The sequence below is a fragment of the Methylobacter sp. S3L5C genome (genome assembly GCF_022788635.1).
Taxonomy (GTDB): domain Bacteria; phylum Pseudomonadota; class Gammaproteobacteria; order Methylococcales; family Methylomonadaceae; genus Methylobacter_C.
Genome location: NZ_CP076024.1, coordinates 1,365,716 through 1,383,272, shown reverse-complemented (window position 1 = coordinate 1,383,272; position 17,557 = coordinate 1,365,716). Strand labels below are relative to the sequence as shown.

The 17,557-nt window shown below is 41.2% G+C and carries 16 protein-coding genes; 15 read left to right on the top strand and 1 reads right to left on the bottom strand.

Annotated features, from left to right (window positions below; genetic code table 11):
- The first annotated feature begins 68 nt into the window (after window positions 1–68).
- The 11 genes from KKZ03_RS06410 to KKZ03_RS06360 all read left to right on the top strand — a co-directional run bounded on the left by KKZ03_RS06410 (window position 69) and on the right by KKZ03_RS06360 (window position 13,024).
- Window positions 69–266, top strand: a complete 198-nt coding sequence (locus tag KKZ03_RS06410) for a hypothetical protein (RefSeq protein WP_243220690.1) — start codon at window positions 69–71, stop codon at window positions 264–266.
- A 258-nt stretch (window positions 267–524) separates the two neighbouring features.
- Window positions 525–2,105 (top strand): hypothetical protein, encoded by a 1,581-nt coding sequence (locus KKZ03_RS06405; protein ID WP_243220689.1) that lies wholly within the window; start codon window positions 525–527, stop codon window positions 2,103–2,105.
- Window positions 2,106–2,171: 66 nt separating this feature from the next.
- Window positions 2,172–3,467 carry a polysaccharide biosynthesis C-terminal domain-containing protein gene (locus tag KKZ03_RS06400; protein ID WP_243220688.1) on the top strand — a complete coding sequence of 432 codons (1,296 nt, stop codon included), beginning with the start codon at window positions 2,172–2,174 and terminating at the stop codon, window positions 3,465–3,467.
- A 10-nt stretch (window positions 3,468–3,477) separates the two neighbouring features.
- Window positions 3,478–4,365, top strand: coding sequence for an alpha-1,2-fucosyltransferase (locus tag KKZ03_RS06395; RefSeq protein ID WP_243220687.1), 888 nt, complete (start codon window positions 3,478–3,480; stop codon window positions 4,363–4,365).
- Window positions 4,362–5,348 (top strand): glycosyltransferase, encoded by a 987-nt coding sequence (locus KKZ03_RS06390; protein ID WP_243220686.1) that lies wholly within the window; start codon window positions 4,362–4,364, stop codon window positions 5,346–5,348. Before KKZ03_RS06395 ends, KKZ03_RS06390 begins: the two co-directional genes overlap by 4 nt.
- A 14-nt stretch (window positions 5,349–5,362) precedes the next feature.
- A complete protein-coding gene (locus KKZ03_RS06385; RefSeq protein ID WP_243220685.1) occupies window positions 5,363–6,481 on the top strand; it encodes a glycosyltransferase family 4 protein in 1,119 nt (372 codons plus the stop codon).
- Window positions 6,482–6,798: 317 nt separating this feature from the next.
- Window positions 6,799–7,704 carry a glycosyltransferase family A protein gene (locus KKZ03_RS06380; protein ID WP_243220684.1) on the top strand — a complete coding sequence of 302 codons (906 nt, stop codon included), beginning with the start codon at window positions 6,799–6,801 and terminating at the stop codon, window positions 7,702–7,704.
- Window positions 7,701–8,846, top strand: coding sequence for a glycosyltransferase family 4 protein (locus KKZ03_RS06375; RefSeq protein WP_243220683.1), 1,146 nt, complete (start codon window positions 7,701–7,703; stop codon window positions 8,844–8,846). The genes KKZ03_RS06380 and KKZ03_RS06375 overlap by 4 nt, the downstream gene beginning before the upstream one ends.
- Window positions 8,843–9,808 (top strand): SDR family oxidoreductase, encoded by a 966-nt coding sequence (locus tag KKZ03_RS06370; RefSeq protein ID WP_243220682.1) that lies wholly within the window; start codon window positions 8,843–8,845, stop codon window positions 9,806–9,808. The genes KKZ03_RS06375 and KKZ03_RS06370 overlap by 4 nt, the downstream gene beginning before the upstream one ends.
- Window positions 9,809–9,909: 101 nt before the next feature.
- The gene (locus KKZ03_RS06365) at window positions 9,910–10,935 is read left to right on the top strand and encodes a glycosyltransferase family 4 protein (RefSeq protein ID WP_243220681.1); all 1,026 of its coding nucleotides are present in this window, start codon (window positions 9,910–9,912) and stop codon (window positions 10,933–10,935) included.
- 79 nt (window positions 10,936–11,014) lie between these two features.
- Complete coding sequence (locus tag KKZ03_RS06360; protein ID WP_243220680.1) at window positions 11,015–13,024, top strand: nucleoside-diphosphate sugar epimerase/dehydratase; 2,010 nt, start codon at window positions 11,015–11,017, stop codon at window positions 13,022–13,024.
- Between the two features lie 122 nt (window positions 13,025–13,146).
- Here the strand turns inward: KKZ03_RS06360 and KKZ03_RS06355 are convergent, their stop codons facing one another.
- The gene (locus tag KKZ03_RS06355) at window positions 13,147–13,299 is read right to left on the bottom strand and encodes a hypothetical protein (RefSeq protein WP_243220679.1); all 153 of its coding nucleotides are present in this window, start codon (window positions 13,297–13,299) and stop codon (window positions 13,147–13,149) included.
- A 264-nt stretch (window positions 13,300–13,563) separates the two neighbouring features.
- Between KKZ03_RS06355 and KKZ03_RS06350 the strand changes: the two genes are divergently transcribed.
- The 4 genes from KKZ03_RS06350 to typA all read left to right on the top strand — a co-directional run bounded on the left by KKZ03_RS06350 (window position 13,564) and on the right by typA (window position 17,375).
- Window positions 13,564–14,454 carry a LysR family transcriptional regulator gene (locus tag KKZ03_RS06350; RefSeq protein ID WP_371744867.1) on the top strand — a complete coding sequence of 297 codons (891 nt, stop codon included), beginning with the start codon at window positions 13,564–13,566 and terminating at the stop codon, window positions 14,452–14,454.
- Window positions 14,454–15,032 carry a bifunctional 2-polyprenyl-6-hydroxyphenol methylase/3-demethylubiquinol 3-O-methyltransferase UbiG gene (locus KKZ03_RS06345; RefSeq protein ID WP_243220677.1) on the top strand — a complete coding sequence of 193 codons (579 nt, stop codon included), beginning with the start codon at window positions 14,454–14,456 and terminating at the stop codon, window positions 15,030–15,032. Before KKZ03_RS06350 ends, KKZ03_RS06345 begins: the two co-directional genes overlap by 1 nt.
- A gap of 10 nt (window positions 15,033–15,042) precedes the next feature.
- A complete protein-coding gene (locus KKZ03_RS06340) occupies window positions 15,043–15,435 on the top strand; it encodes a rhodanese-like domain-containing protein (protein WP_243220676.1) in 393 nt (130 codons plus the stop codon).
- Window positions 15,436–15,563: 128 nt separating this feature from the next.
- Window positions 15,564–17,375, top strand: a complete 1,812-nt coding sequence (gene typA / locus KKZ03_RS06335; protein ID WP_243220675.1) for a translational GTPase TypA — start codon at window positions 15,564–15,566, stop codon at window positions 17,373–17,375.
- Window positions 17,376–17,557 lie beyond the last annotated feature (182 nt).

Genomic DNA, 17,557 nt, shown 5'->3' with positions numbered 1-17,557 from the left:
CATGTCAATGTAAAGGCATTATATTTGGGGGTTATCATCCGACATATCAACGCTGACTAAGTACTAGTGTGGTTGCCAAGCGACTTCAGCAGCAAGCTTTGGAAGCTGCGGGCCGCGACGTCATTTCCATCGCCAGTTGGAAAACCCGTAAATTCAATGTGCATTTATTGGAAAGGTTTTCTTGCCACTTAGGGCTGGACTTTGCTGCCATAAAATCCAGCCCGGGCTTTGCAGCCCTCTGTAATTATTGCGCTATCGCCGCATAAACTGTCCGAAATATTGTAACAATTCAATTGCCCCTGTTTAAGTTGATAGTACGTCTTCGCCACGCTGGACATTTGTTATAGGATGAGTCCTGTTAAGGCATGGAGCCTTTAGGATGGCAGACTGTTATCGTCGTTGGCCACATCTTCATACGCGGGATGCTTCCAGACTATTTTTAATCAAATCAAAACTATCCGAAATATTGGAATAACTTCTCATTAGTTACAAGTAAAACCTAAGATTCAGGTTAAAATAGGCGCATGGATTCACTCAAGTCACAATTACCTAAAATAAGCGAAGAAGATCGCACGCCGCTAGTCGATGTGTTGTTGGAATTGCTTGAGTGGCAGCAAAAACAGATCGACGGACTGGAGCAAAAAATACTCAAGCTCAAGGGCGAAACGATCAAGCCAAAAATAAAACCCAGTAAGATGGACGACGATCCAGCCAAGGGTAAAGATGAGAATGGTAACGACAGCGACAAGTCAAAAAAGAACAAAGGGCCGAAACGCAGTAAAACCGAGCACCTTAAAATTGATGCCACTATTGATACCCAACCCGATAACATTCCAGAAGGTTCAATTTTTAAGGGGTATCGGAAAGTAGTCATTCAAGATATTAAATTCGAGACCTTCAACACCTGCTATCGTTTAGCTGAATATCAAACGCTTGATGGTAGCTATGTTTCAGGACAACTACCCGAGGATCTCAACGGTTGCCACTTTGGCAACAATTTGATCAGCTTCATCCTCTATCAATACCATCATCAACATGTCACCCAACCGCTGCTGTTGAAGCAGTTACTGGATTTGGGAATTGATATCTCCAGCGGTCGGTTAAGCCAGTTTATCACCGTTGATTTCGATCTATTCCAGGATGAAAAAGACCAATTACTCCAAGCGGGACTGTCCGTATCGCAGTATATCCATACCGATGATACCGGGCCGCGTCATGATGGTAAAAATGGCTATTGCACCCATATCGGCAATGAGCTGTTTGCCTGGTTTAGTAGCACGGCAAGCAAAAACCGCATTAATTTTCTAAGCTGTTTAGGCCAAGGCAGCGACTCTTTCTATGTGCTGAATGCCGGCGGCTTCGTGTATATGGAGCAACAAGGATTACCGCGTGCTCTGTTAGCACGTCTTGAGCTTGAATTTGCGAGTGAAGTGGTCTGTAGCCTGCCATTAGCCGATCCTGCCGATAAGGTAGTGCGTGTTGAAACCGCTCTCAATTGGCAGAAATGGCTGGATCAGCAGGGCATCAAGAACCAGCAGCATCGGAGAATTATCAGCGAGGGGGCTTTAATGGAGGGCCTGTTAGCCCAGGGCATCTATTCTAGCCTGAGTATTGTCAGCGATGATGCCGGACAGTTTAATGTTTTTGACCATGCGTTGTGTTGGATTCATGCCGAACGCATCATCAATCGTCTGATCCCCTTAAATTCCGAGCATGTTAAAGCCGTTGCCGATACGCGCGAACAACTTTGGCAAATTTACCCAGATTTGAAAGCCTACAAGCTGGGCTCAACGGAAGACATCAAACCTCAATTCCAATCGATGTGCAGCACCAAAACAGCTTACCTGACACTGAATCTTGCCTTAAAACGTATGGGCAACAATCTGAGTGAACGCGATATTCGGGATTACATCAAAAAACGAAAAATAAACGGCAGCACACGCAGTGAAGCAGGACGAAGGTGTCGAGATATTTTTGCTAGGTTAAAAAAGACTTGCCTGAGGCATAAAATTTCGTTTTGGCATTATCTTAAAGTTAGGCTGCTAGGCCTAAACAATATTTCACTGCTACCTGATTTAATTCGGACTGCGGCTACCTGTAACTAATGTGATGTTACGTATTGGACAGCTAAAGAGCCATGAATTAATAATGCCAATATTTATAGAAAAGCCGTGATCCAATTATTGTTATCGTTATCAAAAAATAAAGAATTGATGCTTGTTGGTTTTGGGCAATTTTTTTCTGTATTGAGTAGTTTTATATTTCTCAAGTTGGTCAGTCATTATGCATCAGTCGCTGAATATGGACTTTATGCACTTGCACTTACCATAGCCGGGTTTATAGGCTTGTTTCCTTTTTCTGTATTTGATCAAGCTGTCAGTCGATATATTCCTGTTTACCAATCAGAAAATCAATATGCAAAGAATTACACCAATATCTTGTTGATATATATCAGCTTAATTGTTATTTATTTATTATTTATCATTTCCGTAAAAGATTTTATTCAGACCGCTATTCCCCGCGATATATTAACTATTTTTTGGGCTTTAATTTTATATACGGTATTTAACACAATACGTATTACCTTACTAAATATTGAAAACTCTACTAGAAATCGTCATGTATTTGCGGGCTCAAAGATTTTTGAAGGTAGTGCCCGCATTATTTTATTATTACTGATAATTCATTATTACGCGACGCCTAATGCAGCAGATTTACTCTATTTAACAGCGATTGTCTTTATTCTAAACATCATTTATTTGCTTTACAGAAATAGATTAGCATTGACTTTGACAGGCATAAGCTTATCAACAACTAAAAAGAATCTTGCATGCTATATTAAATTCTCTGCACCACTGCTCATTTGGTCCGGATTTGGCTGGTGCCAGTCTTTTTTGCCTGTTTGGTTTCTTAAATTCTATAGCGCAGATACTTCGACATATCTGGTTGGTCACTTTGCCATGCTTAATACCATAGGAGCATTGATTCCTGCTCAACTAGTCGGTGTTATTAGCATGTATATTGCGCCTATTATTTACCAAAAAGAACCGGAACAACCCGGCTATGCCAAAGCAACAATTAATCAGGTAATCAGATATCTGGGATTGGCTTTTTTATTAGCTTTAGTGATGTTATTTTTATTTCATGATCGTATTATGTTACTGCTTACCAGTGCACAGTATGTTTCCAGTAGCTGGCTTTTGCCTTATGCTTTTCTGGGAGCGGTATTTTTGGGAATTGGTCAGCTTTGGACGCTTGAACTATTTGCTTATCATCAAACAAAAAAATTACTGGTGGCTAATATTGCACCGTCCTTAATAACGTTATTATTAAGTTACCTATTGATACCCCAATGGAATATTATTGGAGCCGTTATTAGTTTAATATTTACGGGATTTGTTTATATGGGACTGGTTTTTATTGCAAAAACCCGTTTTGCCATGCAGCATAATAATAATTTTTTATAAACGACAGAAAATGGTTATCGTTAAGTTAATGGGTGGTTTGGGCAACCAAATGTTTCAATATGCAATGGCACGTGCGCTCTCATTACGAACAAATACAGAGCTAAAACTTGATTTAAGTTGGTTTGCCAGTGAAACGTATGGTGAAATTAGCAGACCTTATGAATTGCCTCATTTTGCTGTTATTGAAAATATCGCAACGCTTAAAGAGCTAAAGCAATTAAAAGGTTATGAACACAGGATTGTCAAAAAACTTCGACCTATTGTAAGTCGGTTGATACCCACGTCATGGCAATCACATATTCAAGAAAAATATTTTCATTTTGATCTAACGATTTTATCTATCAAACATGATGCTTATTTAAGCGGCTATTGGCATAGTGCAAAATATTTTTCTGACTTTACCAATACATTGCGTCATGACTTTACGTTTAACCAGCCATTGACTGGGGAAAATAAACGTATTGCCGAAGAAATGCTTGAACATAATTCCGTGAGTCTTCATATTCGTCGAGGTGACTATGTCAATAATACCAAAAACATTAATTTCTATGAGTCATGTAGTCTTGATTATTACTACAAAGGCTTGGCAAAAATCAGTTCAAGACAGGACAATTTACGGGTTTATGTATTTTCTGATGATATAGAGTGGGCGAAGCGAAATCTTGATATCACTTATCCAACCCTGTTTATTAACCATAATCAGGGTAAAGATGCCTTTGAAGATATGCGACTCATGAGCTTGTGCAAGCATAATATTATTGCGAACAGCTCCTTTAGTTGGTGGGGAGCCTGGTTAAACCAGTATCCTGAAAAAATGGTTATCGCACCCAAGCGTTGGTTTAATCAACCGTTATATGACACCCGTGATTTATTGCCGGATAGTTGGATTAAACTGTGAGTTCACCTAAAATCACCGTACTTTTACCCGTATATAACGGTGCAGAATTTGTTGAGCAAGCAATCTTATCTATTCTGGCGCAGACATTTACAGATTTTGAATTACTTGTTATTAATGATGGTTCTACAGATAACACAGCAGAGATTCTGGCACGATGTCATGACCCTAGAATCCGGTTGGTACATCAAGAGAATATGGGCTTGGCCACAACATTAAATTATGGCATTAGTTTATCTCAAGGACACTATATTGCCCGCCAGGATCACGATGATCTGTCACTCCCTACCCGATTGGAAAAACAATGGGAATATATGGAAAACAATCCGGATTGCGCTTTACTTGGCACTTGCGCAGAGATTCGGACGAGTGACATAAAACAGAACAGAATGCATGATCACCCTACAGAATATGGCCCTATTCTTTTTGCGTTGCTTTTCGACAATCCATTTGTACATAGCTCAATCATGATGCGTCGCCATAATATAAATTGTGTTGGCGGTTATAGTTCTGACACGTTACGCTATCCCCCAGAGGATTATGAACTATGGTCACGGTTGGCACGACACTATAGAGTGGCAAATCTTCCAGAACGATTGGTTATTTATAGGGAAGTAGCACAAAGTATATCGCGTAGCCAGCATAGTCGTATCTTGGAAAATGTAGTCACCATAGCGGCTGAAAACCTGGCGTATGCTATCGGCTTGAGTCAGCCAGACAAGCTATGTTTTGATGTTGCAGCGATTCATCATTCAGCTTTTCATCGCTTGTCGCATCAACCAAGCATCAAACAAATTTGCGAAACCGTTATTTTGGCCGGCAACAGAATTGCCAAAGATAATAATGCGCCATATGTTGTTCATTTGGCAGAAAAGCGTGCCGCTATGCTGCGGTATAAATTTTTAATGTTTCGCACCCATACTTTATGGGCCAAGCCTTTACTCCGTAATATTCGATCCTGGATCGCCAAGTCGCGTGCGCACTAAATAACATGGAAAGGATGAACCCGCTGAAGATACTTATTACTACTGAGCAATACCCGCCAATTTTATCGGGTGTCGCGACAGTGGTATCAGAGCTTGCCAATGCTTTATCACGACAAGGCCATTCGATCACTATCGCAACCAAAAAGATAACAGGTCGTGAATCTGTTGCCAGCTCAAATATAAGGATTGTGGAATTCAATATCCAAGGTAATTTTGGATCGTTTTATCGTGGTGAGACTAAAGCGTATATTGATTTTGTATTAAGTTCTGATGCTGATGTCATTATTAATGAATGTACGCAAACATGGAATACTGACTTGCTATTGCCGTATTTGGATCAGATTCATGCAGTCAAAGTTTTACATTCTCACGGTTTTTCACTTCTGGCATTTGAAAGTCGAAATCCATGGGCGAATCTCAAAGCAAAGATTTACTACGGCTCTCTCACTAAATATTTAAAAAAATATAACCATGTATTAATATTAAGTAACAATGCTTCCGAATTACCTTTTTTTAAAAGACAACAATTTATAAATTACGATATTTTGCCTAATGGAGTACCTGAACATTTAATTGCGAAATCATCTAAAATAATTGGAGACAAGCCTTATTTATTGTCGATATCCAATTATTATCCGATGAAGAATCAGGAGTTCGTATTGAGAGCTTATTACCAGTCCGATGTGTCTGCAAAATTGATTTTCATCGGTGCAGCTCAGCTTCATGATTACTTGGCTCAATTGAAGGCACTTAAGCAGTCACTGGATAAACAATACGGTTGGAAAGATGTTGAGTTTCTTTATGGAATATCTCGTAAAGAGACTGAGGATTACTTAAAAGCATCTGCTTTATTTTTACACGGCAGTAAACTGGAAGCTTTTCCAATTGTTATTCTTGAGGCTATGGCGACTGGCACGCCTTTTGTTTGTACTAATGTCGGCAACGTTAAAAACTTAAAAGGTGGTAAAATCATTCATAATGAAAGTGAAATGGCACAAGCTATTACTAATTTATTGAAAGACAAAAGTCAGTATGTGCGATATTCTCAATTAGGTATAGATGAAGTGAGCATGCAATACAATTGGAAAGCGATTACTCATAAATTGTCATCTATATTAGGCCTAACAAACTAGCTTTTTTGAATGTAGCTTCCTGGATCAATAATTTCCAGGTCACCACCTTCAGCGTAGTTGATTAAAGCGATTGCTAATCGACATAATCATATATTACTTAACCTTAAGGTGCTTGGTAAGCAGTCTTTCAGTTTTTCAGGATTGATTTTGAAAACTTAAGTGTTATCATTCTTGTACACCTTCGAAGGTTTTTTCCGCAGAAATAAATCCATCATCAAAAACGTTTTTTTGCTTAAGAAATCATTTATCTGAAAGTCTATAGTTTAATTTTATGCCACTTTTAATAAAGAGATACCACACTGGTCAAACAAACCAAGATGGCTGAGCGATTGTCGGATAAATCTCAGGAAAATGAGTTACCCTTAATAACAGTCGCCATGCCCATATATAATGCAGGCAAATATTTAAGATTTGCTGTACTTTCTATCGTCAATCAGACCTTTACCAATTGGGAGCTATTGATTATTGACGATGGGTCAACGGACAATGCGTTGCAGGATATTGCAGATATCAAAGATGTGCGAATTAAAATTTTCCGCGATGGTATGAATCGCGGTTTAGCCGCCCGTCTCAACGAATCAGCCGATATGGCCAGAGGCCAATATTTTGCGCGTATGGATGGGGATGATATCTCCTATCCCGAGCGCTTTGCGCGGCAAATCACCACTTTACAAAATGATCCTGAGCTTGATTTGGTTGCTACTCGTGCTCTTACGATTGATGAGAGTAATAAAGCAACAGGATTATTTCCGTTTGCAATTTCTCATAACGAAATATGCGCGCGACCTTGGCGGGGGTTCCATTTTCCACATCCTACCTGGATGGGTAAAACAAAATGGTTTCGCAACTATCGTTACACTGTCCCCAGTCCCTTCTGTTGTGAAGATCAAGAGTTATTGTTAAGAAGTTATCATGATAGTAGATTGGTTACCTTGGATGAAATCCTGTTCGCCTATCGCATCAGGAGTAAAACAGACTGGAAAAAATTGGCGAGAACCCGGAGCACTGTTTTTATTACCCAGTTACAACATTTTTCCAAATTGCACCTATGGCATTGCTTGTTACTGTCAACAGTGGCTTTTATTGGTAAGATGACTAACGATTTTTTGAGCAGAATAAGTGCAGGTACTTTTCAATCAAAACATTACTTCTCTGACGATGCTGTAATATTCAAATGGAATAAAATTTTCGGCGAACTTATAATGACCGTTAAAGTGCCATGAAGAAAATCTGCTTCATTGCGACTATTCCCGCCGTTATCAATTCCTTTTTACGTGACCACATCCAGGCTGCATCGGAAAATTATGAAGTAACTGTTGTCTGTAACTCTGAAGATAAATTTTTTCTTGATGGTCTTAATGCACATCTTGTTCTGGTGCCTATTGAACGCAAGCCATCACCATGGAAAGATATACTCACTCTAATTAAACTAATCAAACTATTTCGCCATGAGCAATTTGATATTGCTCATTCCCACATGCCAAAAACCGGGCTTTTAGGAATGCTGGCAGCTTGGTTGGTTCGTATACCTATACGAATCCACACATTTCATGGAGAGGTATGGGCAACACGAAGTGGTTTGCATCGAAAAGCACTTAAATTAGTTGATCAATTAGTTGGATTACTGGCAACAGATGTTTTAGCAGTTAGCCCTTCCCAGCAAGATTTTTTGGTGAGTGAAGGGGTATTACCCTATGGCAAAGCAAAAGTAATTGGCGCAGGCTCTATTTGTGGTGTCGATCCATTACGCTTTCATCCCAACTTAAGTACCAGATGGAAAATTCGGGACCACTTAAAAATTGCTCAAAATGCTAAGGTGATTTTATTTGTTGGACGATTAACCCATGATAAGGGGATACTGGATTTGGCTTTCGCTTTCAATGAAATTGCCAGATATCAAAAGAATGTAGTCCTATTGCTGGTCGGTGCAGAAGAAGACATTCCATTCAATCGAATTCACGAAATCTGCCATGCCGAACGTAATCGTCTACACTATGTCAGTTTTACAGCTGCACCAGAACATTACATGATGGCAGCAGATATTTTTTGTCTGCCAAGTTACCGTGAAGGGCTTCCGATGACTATACTTGAAGCAGCTGCCTGTGGCTTACCTGCCGTGGCATCCTGTATTTATGGTATTACCGATGCAGTAGAAGATGGCAAGACAGGATTATTGTTCTCAGCTGGAGATATCAAAGCTCTTACGCAATCGTTGCTAACGTTGATAGATAATCAGCATTTACGGTACGAAATGGGTGAGGCTGCGCGAGTACGTGCGCTACTATTATTTGCAAGCCACAAAATTACTGAGAGAATACTTGCTCTTTATAACGAGCTCTTGGCACAGCGCTGTAGTAAATCATGAGCTCAATGCCAAAAATAATACTTGTTAGCGGAGCTAACGGTTTTGTTGGCAAATCGCTGTGTATTGAGTTACTTCGGCAAGGACAAGCTGTTCGTACTGCTGTGCGCAGTGCAAATATTCCTGTTGCAAATAGCGAGACCGTATCAATCGGAGAGATAAACCGTGAAACGGATTGGACGGATGCCTTGTCTCACGTCAAGGTAGTCATTCATCTCGCTGCCCGGGTACATGTGATGAAAGACGATAGTATTGATGCTTTATTCGAATTTCGCAAAGTAAATGTTGAGGGTACTTTAAATCTGGCCAGGCAGGCAATTGCCGCTGGTGTAAAGCGATTTATCTTCATAAGCTCAATTAAAGTGAACGGAGAAAATACCCGCTTTGGCCATCCTTATACAGCTGAAGATCAGTCCGCACCAATTGACTCTTACGGTATTTCCAAGTGTGAAGCAGAACAAGAATTACAACAATTAGCCAAGGAAACCGGACTGGAAATTGTGATCATTCGCCCACCATTAGTTTATGGGCCCGGTGTTAAAGCCAATTTTCACAGTATGATGCGCTGGCTGGAGAAAGGTATTCCGTTACCTCTGGGTGCGATTAATAATAAACGCAGTTTTATTGCCCTGGATAACCTGGTTGATTTAATCGTCACTTGCACAACTCACCCCTCAGCAGCCAACCAAACATTTCTGGCCGCAGATGGTGAAGATCTGTCAACAACCGAATTGTTACAACGCCTCGGCAAGGCCTTGGGCAAGCCGGCGAGATTAATGCCAATACCGGTATGGCTCTTAAATACTGCCGCTATATTATTAGGCAAGCCTAATATGGCGCAGCGTTTGTGTAATTCACTTCAGGTCGACACTGGCAAAACATGTAAACTTTTAGATTGGCAACCGCCGGTGAGCGTAGATGATGCTTTAAAGAAAACAGCCGCCGATTTTTTACAAAAACTATAAGCCGTTTAATCCAAGCTTCGCAGAATCCGGTTTTAAGACTTGCCATACTGACCCTGTTTTTCAGATCAATACTTAACCAACAATTAATTAACGAGGTAGAGATGATTTTTGGGTGGTTTCTTTTGCTAACCAGTGCAATATCTTGGGCGCTTACCGGATTTTTACGCCAGTATGCTTTGGCACAGAACTTAATCGATATTCCTAATGAGCGCAGCTCACACTCGATACCTACACCTAGAGGCGGAGGCGTTGCCATTGTAATATCATTGCTGACTGCCCTACCTATTTTAAACGGGCTTGATTTACTGGCTACTAATGTATTGATAGCCTTATGGGGCGCTGGATTCGCTGTTGCAGTAACCGGCTTTCTGGATGATCACGGACATATTGCCGCACGCTGGCGCTTATTGGTGCATTTTGGCGCAGCGGTTTGGGGGCTTTATTGGCTGGGCGGTTTTCCTGCACTTACCGTTTTTGGATATTTGATCGAATTAGGCTGGCTTGGTTATGTGCTTGCTGTTATTTATATAGTCTGGCTACTTAATTTATATAATTTTATGGATGGTATTGATGGCCTGGCAAGCATTGAAGCGGTTACAGTCTGTGCAGGGGGTGCGTTGATGATATGGCTTGTAAGGCCGGATTTAACGGCCTGGATGTTGCCTGCCCTGCTGGCTACATCGGTGTTTGGCTTTCTTTTATGGAACTTTCCTCCTGCACGTATTTTTATGGGAGACGCGGGTAGCGGATTTTTAGGTATAACCTTGGCGCTGCTTTCAATACAAGCGGCATGGCTTACGCCTCAGTTAATCTGGGTCTGGCTGATTTTGTTAGGTGTATTTATTGTTGATGCAACCATTACTTTATGCCGCCGTGTATACCGTGGTGAAAAGTTTTATAAAGCCCATTGTAGTCATGCCTATCAGTTTGCCTCTCGTATTCTGGGTACTCATCGCTCCGTTACACTGGCTGTCTGTGCTATTAATATTTTCTGGTTACTGCCTGTTGCCTCACTGGTTGCATTAGAAAAACTGGATGGTATGGCAGGTATGGCAGTGTCTTATTTACCGTTATTTTTATTGGCGTATCATTATAAAGCGGGGGATCGGCAAGCCCAAGACAGATAGCGCCGATGTAGTTTTTGAATCGCGTATAATATATTCAGTTATTAATTAAGAGTCAGGATAGAAAAATCAGGGATAATTTATGATGTCACGATTAGCACACTGGCTTATTGATCTTTCACGGCAAAATAAAGCAATTATTCTAATCAGCACTGATGTGTTTTTTGTCGTGATTGCACTGTGGTCAGCTTTTTCTTTACGTTGGGGCGAGTTGTATATTCCTAAAGGCGATGAGTGGTATTTGTTTGCTGCTGCACCAGTTATTGCCATACCTGTTTTTGCCAAACTAGGTTTATACCGTACGATTATTCGCTATATTGAAATTAGCGCCTTATGGACCATCATTCAGGCAACGACACTTTATGCACTTGTTTTTGCATTTATCTTGTATGAATCAGGTATCCAGGTAATCCCCCGAACAGTATCGCCGCTAAATTGGCTACTTATTATGATGTTGGTAGGTAGTAGTCGTTTTTTTGCCCACTGGTGGTTAGGAGAAACTTATTTTCGCTTGGGAGGTAGTCGACGTACAACTGAATCGACTAAAAAAAATGTGGTGATTTATGGTGCCGGCAGTGCAGGCGTACAACTGGCTTCTGCGCTTGCCTACGGACGTGATTTTAAATCGGTCGCTTTTATCGATGATGATAAATCACTACACAAAAGAAAAGTAAATGGCTTACGAATATATCCGCTAAGTTCTTTGGGTTATTTAATAGAGCGCTATCAGGTTTCAGATGTTTTATTGGCCATGCCTTCAGCAAAACGGGCACGTATCAGTGAACTTATCCGTTTACTGGAGCCTTATGCGATTCATGTGATGTCAATGCCGGGATTATCTGATATTGCCCAAGGCAGAGTCACTGTTGATGCCCTTCAGGAAGTTGATATTGCCGATCTTTTAGGCCGCCCTCCAGTAGTCCCTGATCAAGCACTGCTTAAGGCCCCAATTACTGATAAAGTAGTTATGGTGACTGGTGCGGGAGGGTCTATAGGATCAGAGCTATGTCGGCAAATCATTCAGTTACAGCCACTTGTACTGATTCTTTTTGAGGTTAGTGAATTCGCTCTTTATGCCATAGAGAAAGAACTTCATCACCTGCTAACCAAAACCAAAGCTTCCAAATCCATAGAAATTATTACCATTCTTGGCTCAGTAACCAACGCTCAGCGCATTGAAAAAGTTTGTAAGACTTTTAAGATTCAAACAATTTATCATGCCGCAGCTTATAAGCATGTGCCGATGGTAGAGAAAAATCCTGGCGAAGCTATCCGGAATAATATTTTTGGAACATTATATGCGGCCCAGGCAGCAATAAATTCAGAAGTTGAACTATTTGTGTTAATTTCAACAGACAAAGCGGTAAGACCAACCAATACAATGGGGGCAACCAAGCGTTTTGCCGAGCTGATTTTGCAGGCACTGAGCCTGGAAGCGGAGCATCAGATCAGTAGGGATGCAAAAGAAGGAACCATAACGGAAGCGATTGCAAAAACCCGTTTTACAATGGTCAGATTTGGTAATGTTTTAGGTTCGTCCGGGTCTGTGGTTCCGTTGTTTAGAGAACAAATAGCCAGGGGTGGCCCGGTAACCGTTACTGATGCAAGAATTATTCGTTATTTTATGACGATACCCGAAGCGTCACAGTTGGTTATTCAGGCAGGAGCTTTAGCGAAAGGGGGCGATGTATTTGTGCTGGATATGGGCGCACCTATCCGCATTCTTGATTTGGCAAAAAGGATGATTCATTTGAGCGGCCTGGAAATAAAAGATGAAGATTATCCGTTGGGTGACATAGAAATTAGTTTTACCGGATTGAGACATGGGGAAAAGCTCTATGAAGAGCTATTAATTGGCAACAACGTCTCGGAAACCAGTCACCCAAGAATTATGCGTGCCAAAGAGCAGATTATTCCCTGGACTGAACTTGAAAAAATGCTGAACATCCTGGAACAGGCATCCAAGGATGATGATTTTGAGCGTGCCAGAGAAATATTTAAGCTGGCTGTTTGCGGTTTTGTGCCGCAATGCAAAATTGAGGATTTGCTATCAAAACAACCTGGCGACGCCATTAATAAAATCGCTAATTAAAAACTACAGGCAAAAAAAACCTCCCAATGCGTTACCGCAAAGGGAGGTGGAAATTCAAGCAGAGCGTTATGAGGAGGACTGCTTGGAGGTATAACACCAGGAGGTAGTTAAATTGTTAGCGCTTAATTGCTTAGTTTTGTTCTCATTACAATATTGCTATAAATAGCGGCGCTGGCGAAAAGTACGGTCGAAATAATGAATTGACCGGAAATAAAGCTCCAGATACCGGCAATAAAAATTAAGCCAATAATTATGTCTTTGTTAACGTTGCTCATTAGATTGATCCTTTGAAAGTTTAAAAAATTTTTTATTCAGCTTTGTTGCTGTTTTACAAATCTTGTTACTTGGTTACTACTATACAGAGATATTTATTGTATACAATATGCTAAATAATAAATTGATTGTTTCTTGTTTAGAAATAGTGTGTAATGTCAAGACTTTTATTGATGTAAAAAGCGCGGGAGGCCATTTGCAATCTAAAAACTGCAGATAACAGCCCGCGCCTTATTAACGAGGTTTAATTGGATAAATTAACGAGCATGACTGTTTTCGTTCGTGTCGCCAAAGCCGGAAGTTTTGCGGGTGGCGCTCGAGATCTGGGAATTTCCAGGGCGATGGCAACCAAGCATATTATGCAACTTGAAGGGAGTCTGGGAACGCGATTAATTAATCGTACTACCCGAAGTTTAAGCCTGACCGAGGTCGGCATGTCTTATCTTGAACGCTGTCAGCAAGTGCTGCTGGATGTAGAAGAAATGGAATCTGCAGTAACGCATTTACAGACAGAGCCCCGGGGAGTATTAAAAATTAGTGCGCCACCGGCTATTGGTGCGACTCATATTGCCCGAGCAGTAGCTGAGTTTTTAAAAATACATACCGATTTAACAGTTGAGATGATTTTACAGGGCAGTCCTGGGGATTTGATTGATGAAGGTATTGATGTTGCCATTTTTCTTGGTGCACTGGATGATACAAGTATGGTGGCCAGAAAATTAGCTAGTTCATCGTTGGTTGTTTGCGGGTCACCTGATTATTTGGAGCGTTACGGCATTCCACAAACACCGGAAGATTTGGCAGGTCATAGCTGCCTGGTTAATTGGGCTATTTCGCCACGGAATAAATGGCAATTTAGATGTGAAACAGGATTTAAAGTAGTGACTGTTACAGGAAGAATGCAGGCTAATGCAGCTCATCCGATCCGTATTGCGGCAATTAATGGCTTGGGTTTGGTAATGTTGCCTACTTATATTGTCGGCAAGGATATTGAAAATGGCACACTAAAAATAGTCTTGGGAAACTACCCTTTACCCCCTTTAGATATACATGCAGTTTATCCGCATAGAAAATATTTATCTGCTAAAGTTAAAAGTTTTATGGACTTTTTACAGGACTGGCTTGAGCATCGCGTGAGCATGCCGGGAACCGAATAATGGACGCTGTAATTAACAAATCGAATCATCTTTATAGCCAGCCCGGGCAGCCGAGTTATAAGCCAACACAGATACTGACTGAAAATGATTTTTTGCTGCCAATAACCGGGACAGCTCTGGATTTGGCTTGTGGTTTGGGGGCTAACGCCATTTTTTTGGCACAAAATGGCTTGGCGGTGACTGCCTGGGATATTTCTTTTGTCGCCATAGAAAAATTAACGACTTATGCAGCCCAACAAGGGCTAAATATCAATGCATGCCAAGAAAAAATCGTCACCAATAGCCTTACAGAATGCTCTTTTGATGTCATTGTTGTGAGCCGATTTCTTGACCGTACTCTAAGTGATGCGATAATAGGGGCACTTAAACCGGATGGGTTGCTTTTTTATCAGACTTTTACACGAGAAAAAACCAGTCAAAACCCTCCCAACAATCCCGATTATCTTCTTGGCTGTAGTGAGCTATTGAAACTATTTTCACCGTTAAAGGTCGTTTTTTACCGAGAAAATGCTTTAATCGGCCAACAACTTCGGGGATTAAGAAACGAGGCCCAGTTTGTCGGCCAAAAACGCAAATAATTGGAATGCCATGATAGAAAATTTAACTCCGCAACAGTCATGGGATTTGTTGCAACAAGATATGGATGCCGTATTGGTGGATGTGCGAACAAAAGTTGAACATGCTTTTGTCGGTCATCCTTTGGATGCCATTCATATTGCCTGGAAAGAAGCTCCTGACTGGCAGGTTAACTTAACGTTTGTTGCTGAAGTCGAAAAGCTTGTTCCTGATAAAAGCAGACCTGTTTTATTGATGTGTCGAAGCGGGCAGCGCTCACTGGATGCAGCAAAAGCACTTGAAGAAACCGGATATCAGCATCTTATCAATATAATCGATGGTTTTGAAGGTCCACTGGATCAACATAATCATCGAGGTAACTTGGGTGGCTGGCGTTTCAACAATTTGCCGTGGGTACAGAGTTAACCTCTACCCTTTTGCACAGGCTAAAAAACCGGCCAGGTAGGTTTCAACCCATAAACACACCATGCTACACAGGGTACGTAAAATCTACCCAACACTTATTTTATTAAACCCATTAGAGTACACAAAAAGTGATCGAGAAATTAAGAAACATCGCCATTATTGCCCACGTTGACCATGGTAAAACTACCCTTGTTGATAAATTACTACAACAGTCAGGCACGTTTGCGGCACATACCAAAGTGACCGAACGGATGATGGATTCCAACGATATTGAAAAAGAACGTGGCATTACCATTCTGGCAAAAAACACGGCCTTGGATTGGAACGGTTACCATATCAATATCGTTGACACACCAGGCCATGCTGACTTTGGTGGCGAAGTAGAACGTGTTTTATCAATGGTTGACTCCGTTCTTCTGCTGGTTGATGCGGTTGATGGCCCGATGCCACAAACCCGTTTTGTTACTCAAAAAGCCTTTGCTTTAGGTTTGAAGCCGATTGTTGTTATCAATAAAATTGACCGTCCTGGTGCACGCCCTGATTGGGTTGTCGATCAAACATTTGATTTGTTTGATCGTTTGGGTGCAACTGATGAACAACTGGATTTCCCTATTGTTTATGCCTCAGCCATTAACGGCTATGCGGGTCTGGAACACACAATAACGGGTGGCGATATGACTCCGTTATTTGAAACAATCGTGGCAAAAGTAAGTCCGCCGCCAGTTGACATGGATGGTCCTTTCCAAATGCAGGTTTCCAGTCTGGATTACAATACCTATGTCGGTGTTATTGGTATTGGTCGTATCCAACGCGGCAGTATTAAACCCAATCAACCCTTGATTATTGTTAATCGCGAAGGTGTTGAGCGTAAAGGTCGCATGTTGCAAATTTTCGGCTTTCATGGTCTGGAACGTGTTGAAGTGGCTGAAGCTCGTGCTGGCGACATTATTGCCTTTGCCGGTATTGAAAAACTGGAAATATCTGACACTGTCTGCCATCCTGATTTGGTAGAAGCGATGACTCCGTTAACGGTTGATGAACCTACCGTAACCATGACATTTCAGGTTAACAACTCACCTTTTGCCGGTAAAGAAGGTAAATTTGTTACTACCCGTCAAATTCGTGACCGACTGGACAAGGAATTACAACATAACGTTGCCTTAAAAGTTGAAGATACAGCCGACCCTGATAAATTTAAAGTATCAGGCCGTGGTGAATTGCATTTGTCTGTTCTGATTGAGAACATGCGCCGCGAAGGTTTTGAAATGGGCGTGTCGCGTCCGGAAGTTATCATTAAAGAAATTGATGGTAAAAAATGCGAACCATTCGAAATGGTTACCATTGAAGTTGAAGAAGAGCACCAAGGTTCCATCATGGAAAAACTGGGCGAGCGTAAAGGCGATTTAACCAATATGGTGCCCGATGGCAAAGGTCGTATTCGTTTGGAATATATGATGCCCTCACGTGGCCTGATTGGCTTCCAAACCGAATTTATGACAGCAACTTCAGGGTCCGGTCTGCTTTATCATGTATTTGACCATTACGGCCCGATGAAACCTGGTGAAGTTGGTAATCGTCAACGTGGCGTTATGATTTCAATGGTTGCCGGTAAAGCGGTAACTTATTCATTACATCCGTTACAGGAACGTGGTGAATTGTTATTGGTTAATGGCGATGAAATCTATGAAGGCATGTTGGTAGGCTTACATTCACGTAGCAATGATTTATGTGTTAATCCTTGCAAACCGAAGCAATTAACCAACGTTCGTGCTTCAGGTACTGATGAAAGTTTGGTATTGGCCCGGATTCAGAAAATGACACTGGAACAAGCGCTGGAATTTATTGCTGAAGATGAACTGGTTGAAGTTACGCCCAAGTCCATTCGCTTACGCAAAAAATTGTTGACTGAAAACGAACGTAAAAGAGCCGGCAAGAACTAATTTTGTAGCGCTTATCTTTTGTAGGTTGGGTTACATGCTAGTGTAATCCAACCTGCAATACTTTTGATGTGTCCATTTATGCTGATGCTGATATGACCAAGTATCACGTTAGCATCAGCATAAGTCGATGAGTCTTTTATAGAGAGACGAAATAATAAGCAATTATCAAAAAGACTTTTAGA